General features: G+C 58.3%; 16 protein-coding genes. 11 read left to right on the forward strand and 5 right to left on the reverse strand.

The annotated features are described in order from the left end of the window. Positions 1-7: 7 nt before the first annotated feature. The gene (locus ACTHXA_RS04720) at positions 8-946 is read right to left on the reverse strand and encodes a cyclase family protein (protein WP_441669872.1); all 939 of its coding nucleotides are present in this window, start codon (positions 944-946) and stop codon (positions 8-10) included. Positions 947-1,287: 341 nt separating this feature from the next. Here ACTHXA_RS04720 and ACTHXA_RS04725 point away from each other — a divergent pair, with 341 nt between their 5' ends. Continuing rightward, positions 1,288-2,238, forward strand: a complete 951-nt coding sequence (locus ACTHXA_RS04725) for a VOC family protein (protein ID WP_441669874.1) — start codon at positions 1,288-1,290, stop codon at positions 2,236-2,238. A gap of 21 nt (positions 2,239-2,259) precedes the next feature. Continuing rightward, a complete protein-coding gene (locus ACTHXA_RS04730; RefSeq protein WP_441669876.1) occupies positions 2,260-3,030 on the forward strand; it encodes an SDR family NAD(P)-dependent oxidoreductase in 771 nt (256 codons plus the stop codon). A gap of 82 nt (positions 3,031-3,112) precedes the next feature. On the opposite strand, the gene ACTHXA_RS04735 is transcribed toward ACTHXA_RS04730, so the two are convergent. From ACTHXA_RS04735 to ACTHXA_RS04750, 4 genes are read right to left on the reverse strand one after another with little or no spacing between them, the layout of a single operon-like run. Then, the gene (locus ACTHXA_RS04735) at positions 3,113-3,319 is read right to left on the reverse strand and encodes a ferredoxin (RefSeq protein WP_441669878.1); all 207 of its coding nucleotides are present in this window, start codon (positions 3,317-3,319) and stop codon (positions 3,113-3,115) included. Then, on the reverse strand, positions 3,316-4,611 hold the full coding sequence (locus ACTHXA_RS04740) for a cytochrome P450 (RefSeq protein WP_441669880.1): 1,296 nt from the start codon (positions 4,609-4,611) through the stop codon (positions 3,316-3,318). Before ACTHXA_RS04740 ends, ACTHXA_RS04735 begins: the two co-directional genes overlap by 4 nt. Before the next feature lie 23 nt (positions 4,612-4,634). Next, complete coding sequence (locus ACTHXA_RS04745) at positions 4,635-6,137, reverse strand: aldehyde dehydrogenase (RefSeq protein ID WP_441669882.1); 1,503 nt, start codon at positions 6,135-6,137, stop codon at positions 4,635-4,637. A 32-nt stretch (positions 6,138-6,169) separates the two neighbouring features. Further along, the gene (locus ACTHXA_RS04750) at positions 6,170-7,051 is read right to left on the reverse strand and encodes an SDR family oxidoreductase (protein WP_441669884.1); all 882 of its coding nucleotides are present in this window, start codon (positions 7,049-7,051) and stop codon (positions 6,170-6,172) included. Between the two features lie 402 nt (positions 7,052-7,453). Between ACTHXA_RS04750 and ACTHXA_RS04755 the strand changes: the two genes are divergently transcribed. The 9 genes from ACTHXA_RS04755 to ACTHXA_RS04795 all read left to right on the forward strand — a co-directional run bounded on the left by ACTHXA_RS04755 (position 7,454) and on the right by ACTHXA_RS04795 (position 16,958). Further along, positions 7,454-8,446 carry an ABC transporter permease gene (locus tag ACTHXA_RS04755; protein ID WP_441669886.1) on the forward strand — a complete coding sequence of 331 codons (993 nt, stop codon included), beginning with the start codon at positions 7,454-7,456 and terminating at the stop codon, positions 8,444-8,446. Beyond that, positions 8,443-9,354, forward strand: a complete 912-nt coding sequence (locus ACTHXA_RS04760) for an ABC transporter permease (RefSeq protein ID WP_441669888.1) — start codon at positions 8,443-8,445, stop codon at positions 9,352-9,354. Before ACTHXA_RS04755 ends, ACTHXA_RS04760 begins: the two co-directional genes overlap by 4 nt. Positions 9,355-9,414: 60 nt before the next feature. Further along, complete coding sequence (locus tag ACTHXA_RS04765) at positions 9,415-10,992, forward strand: ABC transporter substrate-binding protein (RefSeq protein ID WP_441669890.1); 1,578 nt, start codon at positions 9,415-9,417, stop codon at positions 10,990-10,992. 99 nt (positions 10,993-11,091) lie between these two features. After that, positions 11,092-12,096, forward strand: coding sequence for an ABC transporter ATP-binding protein (locus ACTHXA_RS04770; RefSeq protein WP_441669892.1), 1,005 nt, complete (start codon positions 11,092-11,094; stop codon positions 12,094-12,096). Further along, complete coding sequence (locus ACTHXA_RS04775) at positions 12,086-13,096, forward strand: ABC transporter ATP-binding protein (protein ID WP_441669894.1); 1,011 nt, start codon at positions 12,086-12,088, stop codon at positions 13,094-13,096. Before ACTHXA_RS04770 ends, ACTHXA_RS04775 begins: the two co-directional genes overlap by 11 nt. Next, positions 13,096-14,106: a cyclase family protein gene (locus ACTHXA_RS04780; RefSeq protein WP_441669896.1), complete on the forward strand. Its 1,011-nt coding sequence runs from the start codon at positions 13,096-13,098 to the stop codon at positions 14,104-14,106. Before ACTHXA_RS04775 ends, ACTHXA_RS04780 begins: the two co-directional genes overlap by 1 nt. A gap of 43 nt (positions 14,107-14,149) precedes the next feature. Next, positions 14,150-14,545 (forward strand): Zn-ribbon domain-containing OB-fold protein, encoded by a 396-nt coding sequence (locus tag ACTHXA_RS04785; RefSeq protein WP_441669898.1) that lies wholly within the window; start codon positions 14,150-14,152, stop codon positions 14,543-14,545. A gap of 20 nt (positions 14,546-14,565) precedes the next feature. Then, on the forward strand, positions 14,566-15,714 hold the full coding sequence (locus ACTHXA_RS04790) for a thiolase family protein (RefSeq protein WP_441669900.1): 1,149 nt from the start codon (positions 14,566-14,568) through the stop codon (positions 15,712-15,714). Further along, positions 15,711-16,958 carry a CaiB/BaiF CoA transferase family protein gene (locus ACTHXA_RS04795; RefSeq protein WP_441669902.1) on the forward strand — a complete coding sequence of 416 codons (1,248 nt, stop codon included), beginning with the start codon at positions 15,711-15,713 and terminating at the stop codon, positions 16,956-16,958. Before ACTHXA_RS04790 ends, ACTHXA_RS04795 begins: the two co-directional genes overlap by 4 nt. The last annotated feature ends 16 nt before the right edge of the window (positions 16,959-16,974 follow it).

A 16,974-nucleotide genomic window follows, 5' to 3' on the forward strand; every position in this document is an offset into this window, starting at 1 on the left:
CGGCTGACTAATACAACACGAGAGGATTGATCAGCACACCTGTCGACCGATGGATTGCGAGCGGGGCAGCGACCAGCAGGCCCGTGGACACGTTTGCCTCGCGGAACGCGTGCGCGGCGGCGGCAAGATCGCAGTTGTCGATGATGCAGAGGCCAATCGCGAAAATGAGGCTGTGGACCTCGAGCGATCCCTGTGCGTTATTACGAGCATCGTGGAAGTCCCAGAGAAGGAGCCCCGGGTTCTGCTCGGCGATCCATTTGGCACCTTCTTCGCCAATACCTGGGCGTGGAAATGCCTTCGCCCCACTTGGGTAGCTGTGGCCAGCGGCTTCAAAACGATCGCGGCCCTGATAAATAAGGAGCGCATCGCCGGGCTCAAGGGTCACTCCCGCCGCTTCGACGGCCGCATCGAGTTCTGCGGCGGTGACGGGCTCGCCTGCTTCTACCCATTCGGCGTTGCGGACGGCTGGGATGTCAAGCAATACTGCCCGAGTTGCAACGCCGTGCTGCGCCCAATTCACCATCGTGTCTTCGTCGGTTTCAGAGGCCGAAGCGGGCACGCCGCCGTGCCAGGTCTCGTCGACACCAATGTGGCCGAGCCCATCGAGGTGAGTCTTACCGGTGCCGTGCGCGTTGTACTGGACGACATCACCGCCGTGTACGGATCGCCCATAAATGCCGACCTCGACGTTGAAATCGATGGCCTTTGGGTTCTGTTCAGTGAAGTACTCGGGCCGAGTTTCGAGCACCCGCTCAAGCGAAATGGCTTTTCCAAGCGTGAACTGCGCCGCCCCGCGTAGCCGTGCTTCCTCGTCGATGAAACTGATGGAACCGCGGCACTTGATTCCGTCTTCGTGAAACTTGTCGTGATGGGTCGCCGCGAGTCCACGAACCCAGGGCGCCATCGGGTCATCGGCGAGTGTGTCTTCGGTGGTGGTGCCGGGCATTTTGCTTACCTCTGTGTGGTGTGCCATCAGCTTGCAGTTTTCAACGGCGAGAACTCGGCTCAAGGCAGTGGATTTGATGTTCGATATAAGAAAACGCGCGTTTCTATAAGCGCTCTGCCTAGAGTCTGGTCGAGGCGATCCGGGTCTGTCAAGTGGGGAAAATGGTCCCGAACTCAGCATTTTGCAGCCCGCAGAATACACGCTTTCATCTGCGGTTTTTAGCCCATTTTTGGTTGTTTTTCGTTGGTGCCGGTGTCAAAATCATTGTGTCCCGTAATAAAGATCGCGCGTTCTGTTGTGTGGATCTTCCCGGTTGCGGGTTATTGACGAAGGAGTCATCAATGAGTGAGGTGTTGATGGGCAATCAATCACAGCATTTTGCAGTTCAACGAATGTTTCACCCGACAATCCACGTGCGGAGCCTCGACGAAGCAGCGGCCTTTTTCTCGAGTGTGTTCGGCCAGCCGAGCCGCAATCTCGCAGAGGTATTTCCCGCGCGAGCCGATCATGCATCCGACTACTCGATCTTCACGAATATCGCAGACGTCCTGTTCGATTCACTTGAACCGCGTCGGTACGTGACCAATGGCGAACAGCGCTATCCCGACATTGAGTACGCTCACCTGAAGACGACAGGTTGGTTCGTCGACGGTGCGGCGAATCTCTATCGAACGCTCGGAGAATACGGCATTCGTGTGACTAACTCACGCGAGCAGATCCTCACCGCACCAGAACCCCCAAGTGGTGGTAGTCCTTTTCATACGTTGCCGGATGATGCTGGAATTCGCTATCACGTATTCGAGAGCTTTGAGTTCCCACTCGATACTCGAGGGTTGGACGGGTTCGCACCACAAATAGGTGTCGCTAACGATCCTCTGGGGATTGAGTTCGCCTCCCATCACACCATGCTCACCGGCGATGTCGAGCGGGCACTGCGGCTCACCGTGGAAGTGCTTGGTGGCGAAGTGATCTATGAAGGCCGCGACGCTGCTCGCGGCGTAAGCGGCCCTTATGTGCAACTGGCCGATGCAATCTTCCATTTCGCGCAGCCTGAGCCTGGCACCCAGGCAGCGCGTGATTTTGAGGAGAACAGTGATGCGAACGACGTCTACCACGCGATTACGTGGAAGGTCGCCGGGCTCGACCAAGTTGAGCAGCACCTCAACGCCACCGGGGTGCGCTTCGCCGCACGTGAGCAAAGCACTCTCATTACCGATGCGGCAACCAGCCTGGGTATTCCGTGGGGTTTCACAACCGACACGATCCCAGGCGACCGTCGCGCTTCCCCCTAACCAACAGAAAGAGAATCCCGAATGTCAAAGAACACCGATCGAGACGCACTGTTTGACGTCTCCGGAAAACGTGTACTCATCACCGCAGCAGCTTCAGGTATGGGCCGCGCAGCGACACAGATGTTTGCCAGTCGCGGCGCACAAGTGATCGCTGTCGATGTAAACGCCGACGGGCTCGACGGACTGGCGAAGGAACTTGAGGCGGAGGGTATCGCAATTGAAACTCAAGCGGTCGATCTCGGCGACCTGGCTGCCGTCGGAAATTTTGCCGATGAACTGCTCGGACGCGACGAAGTGCTTGATGTGCTCTATAATCACGCGGGCCTTCGAGGCCAAACCGAACTCGACTACGACGAGGACGGGCTGCTCGCGACAACGACGATCAACCTCATCACGCCCATGATGCTTACGAAGCGGTTGCTGCCACTTCTGCGGAAATCATCCTCAGCGTCACTGATCTATACCGCCTCAATTTCTGGATTGCGCGCTTCCGCTGGACTACCGATCTATGGCGCGACAAAAGCGGGGTTGATTAGCTACATGAAGTCAATGGCGGTATTACTCGGTCCGGAGGGAATCCGATCGAACGCCATCTGCCCGGGCGCAACTCGCACTGCCGGGATGCTCAAAAATAACTCTGTGGATTCTCGCGGCAAGGTTGAATCGATGATTCCTCTGCGTCGGATGGGTGATCCAGAAGACGATGCAGCAGCAGCGCTGTATCTCGCTTCGGACGCTTCGCGGTACGTCACCGGGGTCGCGATTCCCGTCGATGGGGGACTGTCGCTCTAACGGGCGGCAAGCGCGCAAGACTCGCAGCGGACATCAGAAAGGGCCCTGACCAACAACTGGTCAGGGCCCTTTCTGATGTCCGCTACTGCTTCGTATCTGCGAGGGTTCGGGCGATCGCGCGGGTCGGGCACACATCGATCGCCATGGCGATCTTGGCTTCCGAGTCACCGTTCGGGTCGATCACAAACGCGATGCTGTCTTCATCGAGATCGAACGTCGCCGGCGCATAGAACGTGCACTGGCCAGAGCCCATGCAGCGGTCTGCATCAACCGAGAGTTCGTGAGTCATTCGCTTTTCGCCTCCTTGAATTTGAGGTAGAGGTGCTGGTGGCCGCGGAATTTAAAGCTCTGGATGAGATCCCATTCTCGATCACCCGCGGGGCCGTGTTTGGAGTCATCGATCGTGATCTCGCTCATCCGATCGAGGAATCGTTGAATCGTGAAAACGGCCTCTGCTCGTGCGAGTGGTGCACCTGGGCAGGTATGTATTCCACGACCGAATGCGAGATGTTGGCGAGCGTTTGCGCGCTTCACGTCGAACTGGGCAGGGTTATCAAACACCTTTTCATCCCGACCCGCGGCACCGTGCAGCAGCATGACATTGGTGCCGGGAGCCAGCTCGAGACCACCGAGCTCAGTCGGCCTTTTCACAAGCCGGAACGATCCCTTGATCGGGGCTTCAGCGCGAAGTGTCTCTTCGATGAACGCGGGAATAAGGGAGGGTTCGTTGCGCAACAGATTTTGCAGGTCCTGGTCGTCGGCGATGCGTTGGAAACACACGCTCATGACCTGCACCGTGGTCTCCTGACCCGCTGCGAACATATTCGCGGCAATTCGAGCGACCTCGATCGGCTCGGGAAACGAGCCATCTGGGAACTTGGCCAGTGCAATACCGGTGAGCACGTCATCCAGCGGGTTCGCTCGACGGTCTTTGATTTTCTCGATGAAGTAGTCATACATGCGCTCGAGACTGTTGTTGTGGCTAACCTGCAGGTTAAGATCTCCCAGCACCGGCCCCTGGGGACCACTCGCGAAGATCTCGAGCAGCAGCGGGAAATCAGATTCGGGCACCCCGAGCAGGTCGCCAACAGCGACGATCGTGTACTTCTTCGCGTAGTCCCAGATGAACTCCACCTCATTCGACTGGAGAATCTCGTCGAGGTACCGGTCCGCCTGCTCTTTGAGGAAGGTCTCATTCGCCTTCAGCCGCTTCGGTGTGATCAGCCCCATCACGAGCGAGCGGTGATCGGTGTGCATCGGTGGGTCGAATGTCACGATCTGATCGTTCGTGGGGAAGTACTCCCGGTGTTGCTCGAGGAGATCGGTGATGTCATCACCGGTGACTTCGAAGGGCAGATCGAGCACCGGACCACCCGTGCGGTTGATCGACGAATACACGTCTGGTTGGTGGTAGACCTTGAGACACTCTTCATATCCGGTCACGATCACCACGCCGTACTTCGGCTCGCGGAATACGGGATGGTGCTTGAGCATGTAGTCGAAGTATGGTTCAGCGTTCGCCGCGACTTCGGCATCGGTGAAGAAATCGACTTCTTCGGGGTTGATCTTGGTCGTCGTCATTCCAGTCCTTTTCTAGTTCCGAGTCACTTGAACTGCGGTGGCGCTTCATCGAGCAGCACAGTTTTGGGTTCGATGTATGCGGCAACGCCCATTTCCCCGCCTTCGCGGCCATAGCCAGAAGACTTGACCCCACCAAAGCCGAGCAAGAGCGATTCCACCTTGAAGCCGTTGTGGCCAACGGTTCCGGCGCGCAGCCGCCGAGCGACATCCCAAGCACGCTCGATGTCATTCGTAAACACCGAGGAGTTCAGGCCGAATTCAGTGCCGTTCGCGATGTCGATCGCGTCGTCCTCGTTTTCTGCCGCGATGATTGAGACAACCGGGCCGAAGATCTCTTCCTGCGCGATCGTTGCATTGCGATCAACGTTCGCGAATACGGTGGGCTCAACGAACCAGCCGCGGTCGAGGCCTTCGGGGCGACCGCCCCCGGTCACGAGGGTCGCGCCCTCCGCCTTGCCCTTTTCGATGTAGTCGAGGATGCTGCCGCGCTGACGCTCGAGCGCGACCGGGCCCATTTGCGTCTCAGGGTCGAAGGGGTCGCCAACCTTGACGGCGGCGAATGCAGCACCGAGCTTCTCGGCAAACTCATCGTGCTTTTGTTTCGGAACCACCACGCGGGTCAGCGAAGAGCAGTTCTGCCCGGTGAGTGAAACTTCCTGACCGGTGATGACTGCGGCAACCTGGTCGAGGTCATAGTCGTCGAGCACTACGGCAGCAGACTTGCCACCGAGTTCGAGTGTGAAACGGGTGAGGTTGTGGCTCGCGTTGACCGCGATCTTCTTGCCGACCTCGCTCGAGCCGGTGAACCCGACCTTATTCACACGTGGGTCGCCGACAAGTTGTTCGGTGACACCGCGACGACCCGTCACAACGTTCAGTACGCCGGGCGGCAGACCGATCCCTTCCGCAACTTCGGTCAACACGAGCAGTTCGCCCGGTGCTTCGGCAGGAAGCTTGAGCACGATTGTGCAGCCGGTGAGCAGGGCGGGCGCAATCTTCCAGGTCGCGAGTGAAAGGGGAGTGTTCCACGGAACGATCGCACCAACTACACCGATCGGCTCGGCAACTATCGCCGCCCATTTCGACATCATCGACTTGCCGGGCTTGACCCAGGGGTAGGTCGCTGCGAGGTCGGCGTAGAACTCAAATGACATTGGGATGCGCTGCATCGACATCTGCGCCATTGTGTACGTCGGGCCGGTCTGGCGAGTCCAGTACTGGGCCATCTCCTCGCTGCGCGCGGCGAGACCGGCGGCAAGCTTTCGCAGATACTCGGCGCGAACTGACGGGTCGAGACGTGGCCACTCGGTGTGGTCGAAGGCATATCGCGCGGCGGCAATCGCGGCATCCATGTCTTCTGGGCCAGCCTGAGCCACGCTATAAAACACCTCTTCAGTGGCTGAATCGATGACCTCGAACGCGGGCAGGTTGCTCTTGGGGGACACCCATTCGCCATTAATGAAGAAGCGGTCTGGGTGACGGAGTGCGACTGGGGTGCTGCGAACTGTGGTGAGTGTGTCTGTCATGAGGGCAAGTCCTTATGTAGTGGTAGCGCGGTTCAGGCTGGCTGCTTCGAGAGCGTGTCAGCGAATGTCCACTTGGTGCGCATCGGGTTGATGCCGGAGAGCTCGAGGGCGTTCATGCCGTAATCGACGTCAAGGAATACACCGGACACGAAGCCGGCCAAGTCACTGCCGAGGAAGACCAGAGTCTTCGCCATGTCGATCGGCTCGGCGAGACGACCGGCGGGGCCAGTACTTGCCGCTTTGAGATTATCCAAACCGCCACGTTGTTCGGCGAAGTCAGAGAGCATACCGGTAGAGGTCATCGACGGCAGGATTGCGTTGATGCGCACCTGGTTTCCGGCGAATGCCTGCACTCGTTCGGCGACGAGGAGGTTGAGAGCGCGCTTCGAAAACATGTAGCCGACAAACCCGGCAACTTCTCCGCCAAACCGCTCATTAAATTCGTTAGTTCGCTCGATCAAGGCATCCCAGCCCGCATCCACGTCGGTGAACGGCGAGAGTTCTTCGCGAATCTCCGGGAATTCCCAACGTAAACCAGCGGCCGAGGTGACGTACGTCACGGAGCCGTTCTCCGCCATCCGCTCTTGCAGGTACGTGTCGGTGATGTACTTATTCGCAACGTAGTTCACAGTCATCGTGTCGGTGAAGCTGTTGTGAACGCCGGCAAGGCCTGCGACGCTAAAGAAGGCGTGGATGCGGGACGGTAGCTCGGTGAAGAGCTTATCGATGGACTCTTTGCTGCTGAGATCAGCGACAATGGAAGTCTTGACGCCGTCAATATCGACTGGCATACGGTCAACTGCGTACACGTCGGCACCGAGGCCGACGAGTTCTTCGGTGAGTGCCCGGGCCATGCCCGATGCGGCGCCGGTTACGACGCAGGTTTGGCCCCGGTAGCCGAGATAATCCGTCATTTTCTGTAGACATCCTTGTCATAGTGCGAAACAGATTTGAGTTGTTCTCTTAGGTCGAACGCATTGTCGCTTGAAGAGAACGTTTCGTAATTTTTGCACAGGAATGTTGTGAAGTCAAAGGTGGCGGTTCGGCCACAAGTTCGCGCCCGTTCATGTGAATAGCCAAGTTTTGAGCTCGGGTTGACAAAACCTCCGGCGTTTGGGTTAGATTGCGTTATGGCATACAAGCGAACTGCTGTTCCGCAGTATCGAACATTAATTTAGGCCTTCACTAGTCTCCAGAACACCGAAGTTCGGACACAGTGAACGCGACAAAGGAGTCGAGTTTGAGAGTGGAGCACGTCCGTCGGAGCACGCAGATGCGACCGATGGTTTTCAGAACGAGTGACGGGGAGGGACACCGTGGCAATTAAAATCTTACGCAGCGTCGGCTACGGATTACTCGTCGTCCTGCTCGTTACATTTGGTGTGAGTCTCATGATGCACCTCGCGCCCGGCTCGGTATCGCAGACGATTCTCGGCGCGGAAGCAACGCCTGAGGCGATTGCCGCAATGGACGCCGAACTCGGCTACGATCGCCCATTTATCATTCAGTACCTTGATTGGCTCTGGCACGCGATACGCGGAGACCTCGGGAATTCTCCGCTGACGCATATTCCGGTGACCGAATCGATCATGCAGCGTCTGCCAGTGACATTTGAGATCGCAATTCTGGCGCTCGCAATATCACTCCTCATCTCGGTGCCACTGGCAATTGTTTCGGCCTCGCGTCCGAATGGCACGCTTGACCGAGCAATCAGCGCACTCACCTCAGTGTTTCTTTCGGTACCAGCATTCGTTGCCGGGCCGGTACTCATCTTGATCTTTGCCGTCAGCTTCAACGCACTGCCAGCACTTGGCTGGTCGGATATCGGAGACGGGTTGTGGGCCAACCTTCGGACAGCACTATTACCGGCACTTGCTGCCGGGCTCACAGAAATTGCGGCATTTCACCGTGTGCTTCGCTCTGACCTAATTGGCACACTTAGCGAGGACTACATCGCAGCGGCCCGAGCCAAGGGCCTGTCCGGCGGCTACGTCATGATGCGTCACGCGTTCCGGCCATCCTCGTTCTCGCTGCTCACGATCTCTGGTCTGAGCCTCGCTCGACTTATCGGCGGAACGATCGTCGTCGAGATACTGTTCGTGCTTCCCGGTCTCGGCCAGTTCATTTCGAATGCCGTTATCTCGAATGACGTCATCGCAGTCCAAGGCGTTGTCGCGTTTATCGCTCTCGTTTTCGTCGTCGTAAACATGCTGGTGGATATCAGCTACGGCATTGTTGACCCGCGTGTGCGCAAGGTGAGCAACTCCAAGAAGACGAAGGCTCCAAAGACTCAGAAGGTAGCGGCATGATCCCCACAACGAGCGTGACGCTCAATCCGAAAAAGAAGGTTCGAACCCAAGTCGCACGGACCGGCGTTCCGAAAATCGCCCCCAAACGCAAACAGTTTCAGTTTCTCGTGTGGTTCTCATACGCGTGGATCGGCGTTATCGTCTTCCTAGCCCTATTTGCGCAGATACTACCGTTTCCCGAACACGACGCGATTGCCGGACCTATCCGTCAGGCGCCGAGTTTCTCCGGCCCCATCGAATTGTGGCTAGGCACCGACGCTGTGGGGCGTTCGATGCTCTCGAGAATCGTTTATGGCGCTCAAGTGTCACTGGTCGTCGGCGTTGCCGCAGCGTCAATCGGCGTAACGGTTGGCATCTTGCTGGGTCTTGTCGCAGGCTATTTCCGTGGCTTCGCTGACTCGCTCATCACGCTGATCGCAGACGTACTGCTTTCTATCCCGGTGCTCGTGCTGCTTCTTGCAGTCACTGCGATTTACTCACCGAGTATCTGGGTGCTGTTGACCGGACTCGCCGTCGCGAGTGTTCCCACATTCACTCGACTGACGAGGGCCAACACGATGGCGTGGGCGAGTCGCGACTTCGTGCGTGCCGCGAAGAACATGGGTGCAAGCAATATCCGAATACTCCTTCGCGAGATCTTGCCGAACGTTGTGCCATCGATCGCGGCGTATCTTCCGCTCGTGATCGCCGCACTCATCGTCGCCGAAGGCTCATTGAGCTTCCTTGGTCTCGGGGTTCCCCCGCCCACGCCGAGCTGGGGCGGCATGATCAACGCGGGTGCGCAGGTCATGCGAAATGAGGCCTACATGGTGCTCGTGCCGGCAATCACGCTGTTTCTCACAGTCTTTTCACTCAACCAAGCAGGCGAAGACCTGCGCACTCGCTTCGATAAGACGCTGCAAAACTAACTCGAATTTCCAGTGCTCGATCCATTACTCATTCCTGAAACACATCCCTTAACAAGAAAGATGGCCAACGTGATTTCAAAGAAGAAATCCTCGCTCATTGCAATGGCGGCGGTCGCGCTGCTCGGTCTCACTAGCTGCGCAGGTGACGCTGGTGCGGCGGGAGAAACTCAAGCCGAAGTGGGTGACCCGGTACACGGTGGCACCCTCAAGTTCATCGAAAACATGCCGATTACCGGTTTTGATCCGGTGCAGGCGTTCAGTAGCACGTCAACGCCCGCGACATACAGCGCGCTCTACGGTGACTTCCTCAAGCCGAACCCGGAGACCGGGGTTTCGGAGTGCAATATGTGTGAGACGTTCGAATCCGAGGACGGCGGTAATACGTATACCGTGACGCTCAAGCCGGAGATCCAGTTTAGCGACGGCTCACCATTCAACGCTGAGGCAGTGAAATACAACTGGGACCGGGTCAAGGACCCCGCCAACGGTTCTGCGAGCCTCGGGTACGCGAGTCAAATCGAGAATATTGATGTCGTCGATGACCTCACATTGAGTATTAACATGACGACTGCCAACCCCGGCTTCATCGGCAACTTCTCCGTGTATGCGCTGCAGTGGATCGCCTCGCCGGATGCGCTCGAACAGGGCACAGAAACATTCAATGCCAACCCAATCGGTGCCGGTCCCTTCACCCTTGAGAGCTGGACACCGAACGGTACTGCCAAGTTCGTGAAGAATGACAACTACTTTGACGCCCCCAAGCCCTACCTTGACGCAATTGAAATCCAGGGGGTGACAGACAGCACTCAACGGCTAAATGCATTACTCACCGGTGATGCGGATGCCATTCTCAACTCAGATGCTTTCGTTGCCGAAGATGCGACCGCTGCTGGCTTCGTACTCCACGACTATCAATTCAACGGTGGAACTGCGCTCATGTTCAACCACTCCAAGGCACCCTTCGACGACATTCGCGCACGTCAGGCGCTGATGTACGCCCTTGATCTTGAGGCACTTTCCGACGCTGCAACTGGCGGCTATCCATCAGTTCCAGCGACGTTGTTCAATGAGGATTCACCGTATTATTCGGACACTCCGATATCAACGTATGACCCCGAGAAAGCACAGGAGCTGTTTGACGAGCTCGCTGCGGATGGCAAGCCACTGAACTTCGAGTATGCGATGACTCCTGGGCCCGCATCGGAAGGCACGTTCAATTCGCTGCAATCGCAACTTCAGCAATACGACAACGTCAGCGTTACTGCCGACCAGAAACCTGCGAGTGAGGCCGGTGTCTATACCACCGCTGGTGACTATCAGCTCACCACCTCGACGTTGGCCTTCTCCGACCCGTCGGGTCGACTCTGGGGAGCGCTGCACAGTCAGGCTGGCGCAACCAACTATTCGCGGTATAACGACCCGACGACCGACGAGGCGCTTGACGCTGCGGGGATGACAGATGATCCAGCAGAGAAGGCCGCGCAGTATCAGATCGTGCAAGACCAGTACGTCGAGAATGTGCCCTACATCATCTACAGCGGCTACTACAACCAACTCTTGACGACCGACAAGGTTCAAGGCGTGCTGATGTATGGCTACACCACCCCGCGTGTGGATGACATCTGGCTTCTCCAGTAGTGACCTCCAGTGCTACTGCGACACGGGGTGCTCTGATACGCCTCACCGAACAGAGCACCCCAATGATCTCGAGACATAGGAATTAAGGAACCTCTTCCCATGAGCAATCAAAAGCTCTTGGAGGTCACGGACCTCCACACATACATCGATTCTCCGCGCGGCGTCGTCAGAGCTGTGGATGGGGTTTCCCTCGCGCTCGACTACGGCAAAGCAGTCGGCGTTGTCGGAGAATCCGGCTCGGGAAAGTCGGTGATGGCTCGTGCCGTCATGGGGCTCACGCCCTCGACCGCAGCCTGTACAGGCTCCGTGCTGTTCAAGGGCCGCGAGATGCTCGACCTTTCGAAGAAGGAACTTCGCGAAATTTGGGGTAAACAGATTGCGATGGTCTTTCAAGACCCAGGTCGTTCATTGAACCCGGTCGTCAAAGTGGAGCGCCAGCTCACCGAAGGGATGCGTCGTCACCTCGGTATTTCAAAGAGTGAAGCAAGTAGCCGGGCACTCGACCTCCTTAATGAGGTGGGAGTACCTGACCCCGAACGACGGCTTAAGGCGTTTCCGCACGAACTATCGGGCGGTATGCGCCAGCGCGTCATGATTGCCGTCGCTCTCGCTTGTGAACCCGAACTCCTCATCGCAGATGAGCCCACCACTGCACTCGACGTGACGATTCAGCGACAGGTGCTCGATCTGCTGCGACGCATCCAGATCGAACGAAACATGTCGCTCATGCTGATCTCCCACGATCTTCACGTCGTCGCGGGCCAGACCGACGAGGTGGCGGTGATGTATGCCGGCCGACTCGCTGAGTGGGGCGAGAGCCAAGATGTATTCGACCAACCTCGCCATCAATACACGAGTGCGCTGCTCGGCGCGACGCCATCGATCGAGCATCAACGCCACACTCCATATCAAGTGATTCCGGGCGCATTGCCGTCCCCAACTAACCCTGCGGAAGGGTGCCGATTCGCGGCGCGGTGCGCGTTCGCGAGTGACAAGTGCCGCAAGGATCAACCGCCGATGTTGACGGTCGACCGCGGGCCAGCGCACACAGCAGCATGCTTCCACCCAGTGGCAGAGAAAGTAGGTGAGCTCGTTGGCCGGTAGCGGTAGCGCACATCTGCGCGGAGACTCTGCAGTCCTATCAGTTGAAGACCTCGAGGTCGAATACCAGACACCCTCAGGGCCATTCAAGGCGGTCGCGGGAATCAGCTTCGACCTCATGAAGGGCGAAACCCTCGGCATCGTCGGCGAATCTGGATGCGGAAAATCCACCACAGGCCGTGCCGTTTTACAGCTCGACCCCGTGGCGGGAGGTAGCGTTCGATTCAACGGCGAACACATTGAAAGTGCCAGCGCAGGGCGAATGAAAGAGTTGCGTCGCGAGATTCAGATGATCTTTCAAGACCCGGTGAGCTCGCTCAATCCGCGCCGACCCGTCAAAGAGGTCGTCATGGAGGGCGCCGCAATCGACGGCATTTCAGCGAAAGAGCGGCTCAAACAGGCCCCTGAAATCCTCGAACAGGTCGGGCTACCGAGCGAGCGCTTTGCCGATATGCTTCCGCGCCAGCTCTCTGGCGGACAGGCGCAGCGCGTCGCGATCGGCCGCGCGCTCGCGATTCGCCCCGACCTGCTGATCTGTGACGAGCCCGTCTCGGCACTCGACGTGTCGGTGCAGGCTCAAATCTTGAATCTCCTCGAAGACCTCAAGGCGGAATTCGAGCTGACGATCGTTTTTATTGCGCACGACCTGGGTGTCGTGCGCAGCTTCAGCGACAACGTGCTGGTGATGTACCTCGGTAAAACGTGCGAATTCGGAGACGCAGTCGACGTCTACGCCAACCCGGCTCATCCATACACTCGCGGCCTGCTCGACTCGGTTCCGAACCCTCACGAAGAAGACGGCTACTCGGGACCCTCGCTGCAGGGAGATATTCCATCGCCGCTGCGGCCACCGTCAGGTTGCAGATTCCGCGCACGATGCCCGTTTGCCCAAGACATCTGTGCAAGCGAAGAGCCGGCGATGCGCGAGATCCGGCCGGGCCAATACGCCGCGTGCCACTTTCCGCTCGACAACGCAAAAATCATTGAAACGAAGGCAAGCTAGTGACCAACCCTGTCCAACCTGCGACTCCGATAGCTGAGCTGCCGGACCCGCTCCTTCCCAGCGCCCGCAAAGCAGCAGACACTCATGCGCAGAAGTACCATCACGAAGGCGCGAAGTGCCGCGGTTCGATCGCACTGATCGACGAGCGCGCTCGACTTCGCGGCGTCGCAGCGGTGAAGCTCGGCAGAGCTATCTCGCTCGAGCGTGAGGTTGAGACCCGTCCCGCGCAACTTGAAAAACTCGCCGAAGTCATGCGCCAAGAAAAGGCGCAGTGGCAGTCACTCGCGGTCGCTGAACTGCCTGACGGCCACGGGGGAGTTGACCTCGACGTCCAGACCGGCGTGCATGGCCGTAACGCGCACGGAGGAGACGTGATCAAATACGACGCCCACGGCATCCACAACACCCACATGGACGGTTTTGCGCACATCGGTGCCGACGGCACCTGGCACGGGGGAATCCCCGTCGAAGACTCGCAGCATGATGAAGACACGATGGTCGCCTGGGCGAAACACGGTATCGCCACGCGCGGGGTATTGCTTGATATTCCTCGCGTACGCGGCACGGAATGGGTCACGGCCGACCAACCGGTCACCGCGGCTGAACTGGATGCCGCTGTCGAACTCGCCGGCGTCACTCTCGAGCCGGGCGATGCGCTGCTCATTTACCAGGGGCGAGACAAATTCGAGGCCGCCGGGCATCGATACACCCCGGGAGCGGTGCTCCAACCCCGCCCGGGAATCGACGGTTCGGGAGCGACTTGGATTGCCGCACACGAACCCGGAGTCGTGCTGTGGGACTTCCATGACGCGCGCAATAACCCGGGCGCACGACTCGAAGTGCATGAGCTGATTTGGGCCATCGGCTTGTGTCTCGTAGACAACTCGCTGCTGGGGCCCGCGGCAGAGCAGCTGCGTGCCGCGGACACTTTCGTCGGGCAACTCATTGCCGCACCAACTGCGATTCACCGATCGACAGGCGTACTTATCAACCCTCTGCTGCTGTTCTAGCGACAGCTGCCAGCCCCAGTTTTTCTAGGGAAAGGAAAATTTCATGACGACGACTACTGGAGTCAAGGTCTCGACTCCTCTTGCCGACCTCGACGATGAACAGCTCATCGGTGACTTTGCAGCAGGAAAGAGGCTTGTAGGAACCACATGTCAGGATTGCGAGCAGCACATGATCGGTGCTCGCGGGTTCTGCAGCAACTGCATGAGCGATAACGTCAGGCGCATCGCGCTGCCAACGAACGGCACGCTGTATTCGTTCACTCGACTGCACGTTGGTCTGGAAGGGACCCGGCCTATCGGCTACGTCGACCTCGACGGTGTGGGCGTTCGCACGCTCGCAGATCTTCGTGAGACGGGCCAACCACTCACACCGGACATTCGAGTCGAGCTAGTGACCGAGGGTGATGACTGGTTCTTCGCCCCACAACGTTCGAACTGATCTCAAGAGAAAGGCTCACCATGAGTCAGAGTGTTTTTGTCGTGTCGGCCGCGATGACGAAATTTGCCAAGCATCGCAGTTCTTCCTATGTCGGTCTAGCCATTCCGCCGCTTGTGGAGGCGATCCGCAGCGCCGGTCTCGACAAGTCGGACATCGACATGGTTTATGTAGGACACTCCTACGGTGGCATGATGACCGGGCAGCGAATCTGCAAAGAGATTGGGCTCGGAACGATCCCCATCGTCAATGTTGAGAACGCTTGTTCTGGTGGCGCAACCGCGGTCCACGAAGCTTGGAAGGCCATCCAGCAGGGTCTCGCCGACGTTGCAGTCGTAATCGGCGTCGAAAAGCTCACCCAGTTCGGCGGCGGCACGCTGCCGCTCTCACCCGAAGATCGCGAGGTGAAGCAGGGGATCGTGATGCCTGCGGTGTACGCAATGCGAGCAACTCGCTACCTACATGATTACGACGCAACACCGGAAGACCTTGCGCTCGTCAGCGTGAAGTCGCGCAAACACGGTGCCATGAACCCGTTCGCGCAATTCCGGACGGAAACCACCGTCGAAGAGGTACTCGCTGCCCGCCCCATTGCAGACCCATTTACCTTGCCGATGTGCTGCCCGACGGGCGACGGCGCATCCGTCGTCATTCTCGCTTCGGAAGAGGCTTGCGAACGGCTCGGACTTAAGCAGGGCATGCGCGTTGCCGCTTCGGTGCTGCATTCGGGCCACGTCGAAGAGGGTGCTCGCGACATGACCTGGCCGGACATCAGCGAGAACTCGGCAAAGGATGCATATGCCGTTGCCGGTATCGAAGCCAAGGATCTCGACATGATCGAGCTGCATGATGCCTTTTCAATCGCTGAACTTGTTTACTACGAGGTTTTCGGGCTCACGGAGCGGGGCCACGGTGTTGACCTTATTCGCGACGGCAGCACGACATTCGGCGGCGAGGTCGTCGTCAACCCGAGCGGGGGTCTGCTTTCGAAGGGTCATCCGGTCGGGGCAAGTGGCGTCGCACAGATTGCCGAAGCGTTCTGGCAGCTCACGTCGCAGGCGCATGATCGCCAGATCGAGGATCCGAGATGGGCGATGACTCACGTAACCGGTGGCGGTACGGCGGGTCTCGATCACGGGGCCTGCACCGTGCACATTTTCGAGGCAGTATGAGTATCAAACAACGCCCACCACTGCAGGGGCTGAAAATTGTCGACCTCACGACGTTCCTCTCCGGGCCATCGGCAACCCAGTTGCTAGGCGATCTCGGGGCAGATGTCATCAAAGTCGAGGCACTTACTGGAGACTCGAGCCGCGCGATTGCTGGCCCGGAACTCGATGGCGACAGCGCATACTTTCTTGCGAACAATCGCAATAAGCGCAGCGTCGCGATCGATCTCAAGGATCCGGCGGGGCTTGCAGTCATCAAGAAGCTCATCGCGAATGCCGATATCGTGATCGAGAACTTTCGCCCAGGCGTGACCAAACGACTCGGCATCGACCCTGAAAAACTGTCGATCGAGCATCCAGCTCTGATTTGGGCATCCATCAGTGGCTTTGGCCAAGAGGGCGCTCAACGCGACAAGCCCGCTTACGACATGGTTGTTCAGGCGCTCAGCGGCGTAATGAGCTTGACCGGGCACGAGGGTGCGCCAGCGGTTCGCCTGGGTATACCCGCTGGCGACGTGGTGGCTGGTCTCTATGCCGTGATCGGAATCTTGTCGGCATTGCAGGCGCGCAGCACAAGCGGCAAGGGACGCGTCATCGATGTCTCGATGCTGCACGGTCAACTCGCGATGCTCTCGTACCAGGCGCTCTACACGATGCTGAAGAATGAAGCCCCGAAGCCGCAGGGTGCGGCCCACGACTCAATTCCGACGTACCGTTCATTTCAGGCAGGGGACGGGCGAGAGTTCGTTGTCACAGCAAATACCCCGCGAATGTGGGAGAGCCTCTGCCAAGTTCTTGAAGTGCCTGAACTCACGACCGATCCTCGGTTCGTCGATGCCCCGTCGCGGCTCGCAAACAAGCACGCATTATGGGAGATTCTTGAGACACAAGTGCTCAAACGGCCCGCAGACGAGTGGGTGCGGATGCTCACCGAAGCCTCGGTGCCGGTCGCGCCGATCAAGAACGTACTCGAGGCAATTGAGGATGCTCGGGAAGCCGCCGACGGCTCGCTACTGAACATCGAAAACGGGTCGACGTCCTACGAGAACGTCTCGACACCGATTCGTTTCGTTGAAACCGAAGAGGTGCCGGCTAAGTATCCGCCGAAGCTCGGCGAGGACACAATTTCGATCCTCACGCATGAACTTGGGATTTCAAGTCTCGAGGTTGTTGATCTCATCGAGAAGGGCGTGGTCGGTGTGCCAGAGAACAGCATCGCGTTGTCTCGGGGCCCGTCGCTCGCCTAGCAAACCGCGACTTCGC

It is taken from the genome of Gulosibacter sp., from assembly GCF_052090685.1.
Taxonomy (GTDB): domain Bacteria; phylum Actinomycetota; class Actinomycetes; order Actinomycetales; family Microbacteriaceae; genus Gulosibacter.

What these genes read in the sequence shown, in the direction of transcription:
- ACTHXA_RS04720 (WP_441669872.1), bottom strand. Translation starts at nt 946, where the DNA reads ATGCCCGGCACCACCACCGAAGACACACTCGCCGATGACCCGATGGCG.
- ACTHXA_RS04725 (WP_441669874.1), top strand. Translation starts at nt 1,288, where the DNA reads ATGAGTGAGGTGTTGATGGGCAATCAATCACAGCATTTTGCAGTTCAA.
- ACTHXA_RS04730 (WP_441669876.1), top strand. Translation starts at nt 2,260, where the DNA reads ATGTCAAAGAACACCGATCGAGACGCACTGTTTGACGTCTCCGGAAAA.
- ACTHXA_RS04735 (WP_441669878.1), bottom strand. Translation starts at nt 3,319, where the DNA reads ATGACTCACGAACTCTCGGTTGATGCAGACCGCTGCATGGGCTCTGGC.
- ACTHXA_RS04740 (WP_441669880.1), bottom strand. Translation starts at nt 4,611, where the DNA reads ATGACGACGACCAAGATCAACCCCGAAGAAGTCGATTTCTTCACCGAT.
- ACTHXA_RS04745 (WP_441669882.1), bottom strand. Translation starts at nt 6,137, where the DNA reads ATGACAGACACACTCACCACAGTTCGCAGCACCCCAGTCGCACTCCGT.
- ACTHXA_RS04750 (WP_441669884.1), bottom strand. Translation starts at nt 7,051, where the DNA reads ATGACGGATTATCTCGGCTACCGGGGCCAAACCTGCGTCGTAACCGGC.
- ACTHXA_RS04760 (WP_441669888.1), top strand. Translation starts at nt 8,443, where the DNA reads ATGATCCCCACAACGAGCGTGACGCTCAATCCGAAAAAGAAGGTTCGA.
- ACTHXA_RS04765 (WP_441669890.1), top strand. Translation starts at nt 9,415, where the DNA reads ATGGCCAACGTGATTTCAAAGAAGAAATCCTCGCTCATTGCAATGGCG.
- ACTHXA_RS04770 (WP_441669892.1), top strand. Translation starts at nt 11,092, where the DNA reads ATGAGCAATCAAAAGCTCTTGGAGGTCACGGACCTCCACACATACATC.
- ACTHXA_RS04785 (WP_441669898.1), top strand. Translation starts at nt 14,150, where the DNA reads ATGACGACGACTACTGGAGTCAAGGTCTCGACTCCTCTTGCCGACCTC.
- ACTHXA_RS04790 (WP_441669900.1), top strand. Translation starts at nt 14,566, where the DNA reads ATGAGTCAGAGTGTTTTTGTCGTGTCGGCCGCGATGACGAAATTTGCC.
- ACTHXA_RS04795 (WP_441669902.1), top strand. Translation starts at nt 15,711, where the DNA reads ATGAGTATCAAACAACGCCCACCACTGCAGGGGCTGAAAATTGTCGAC.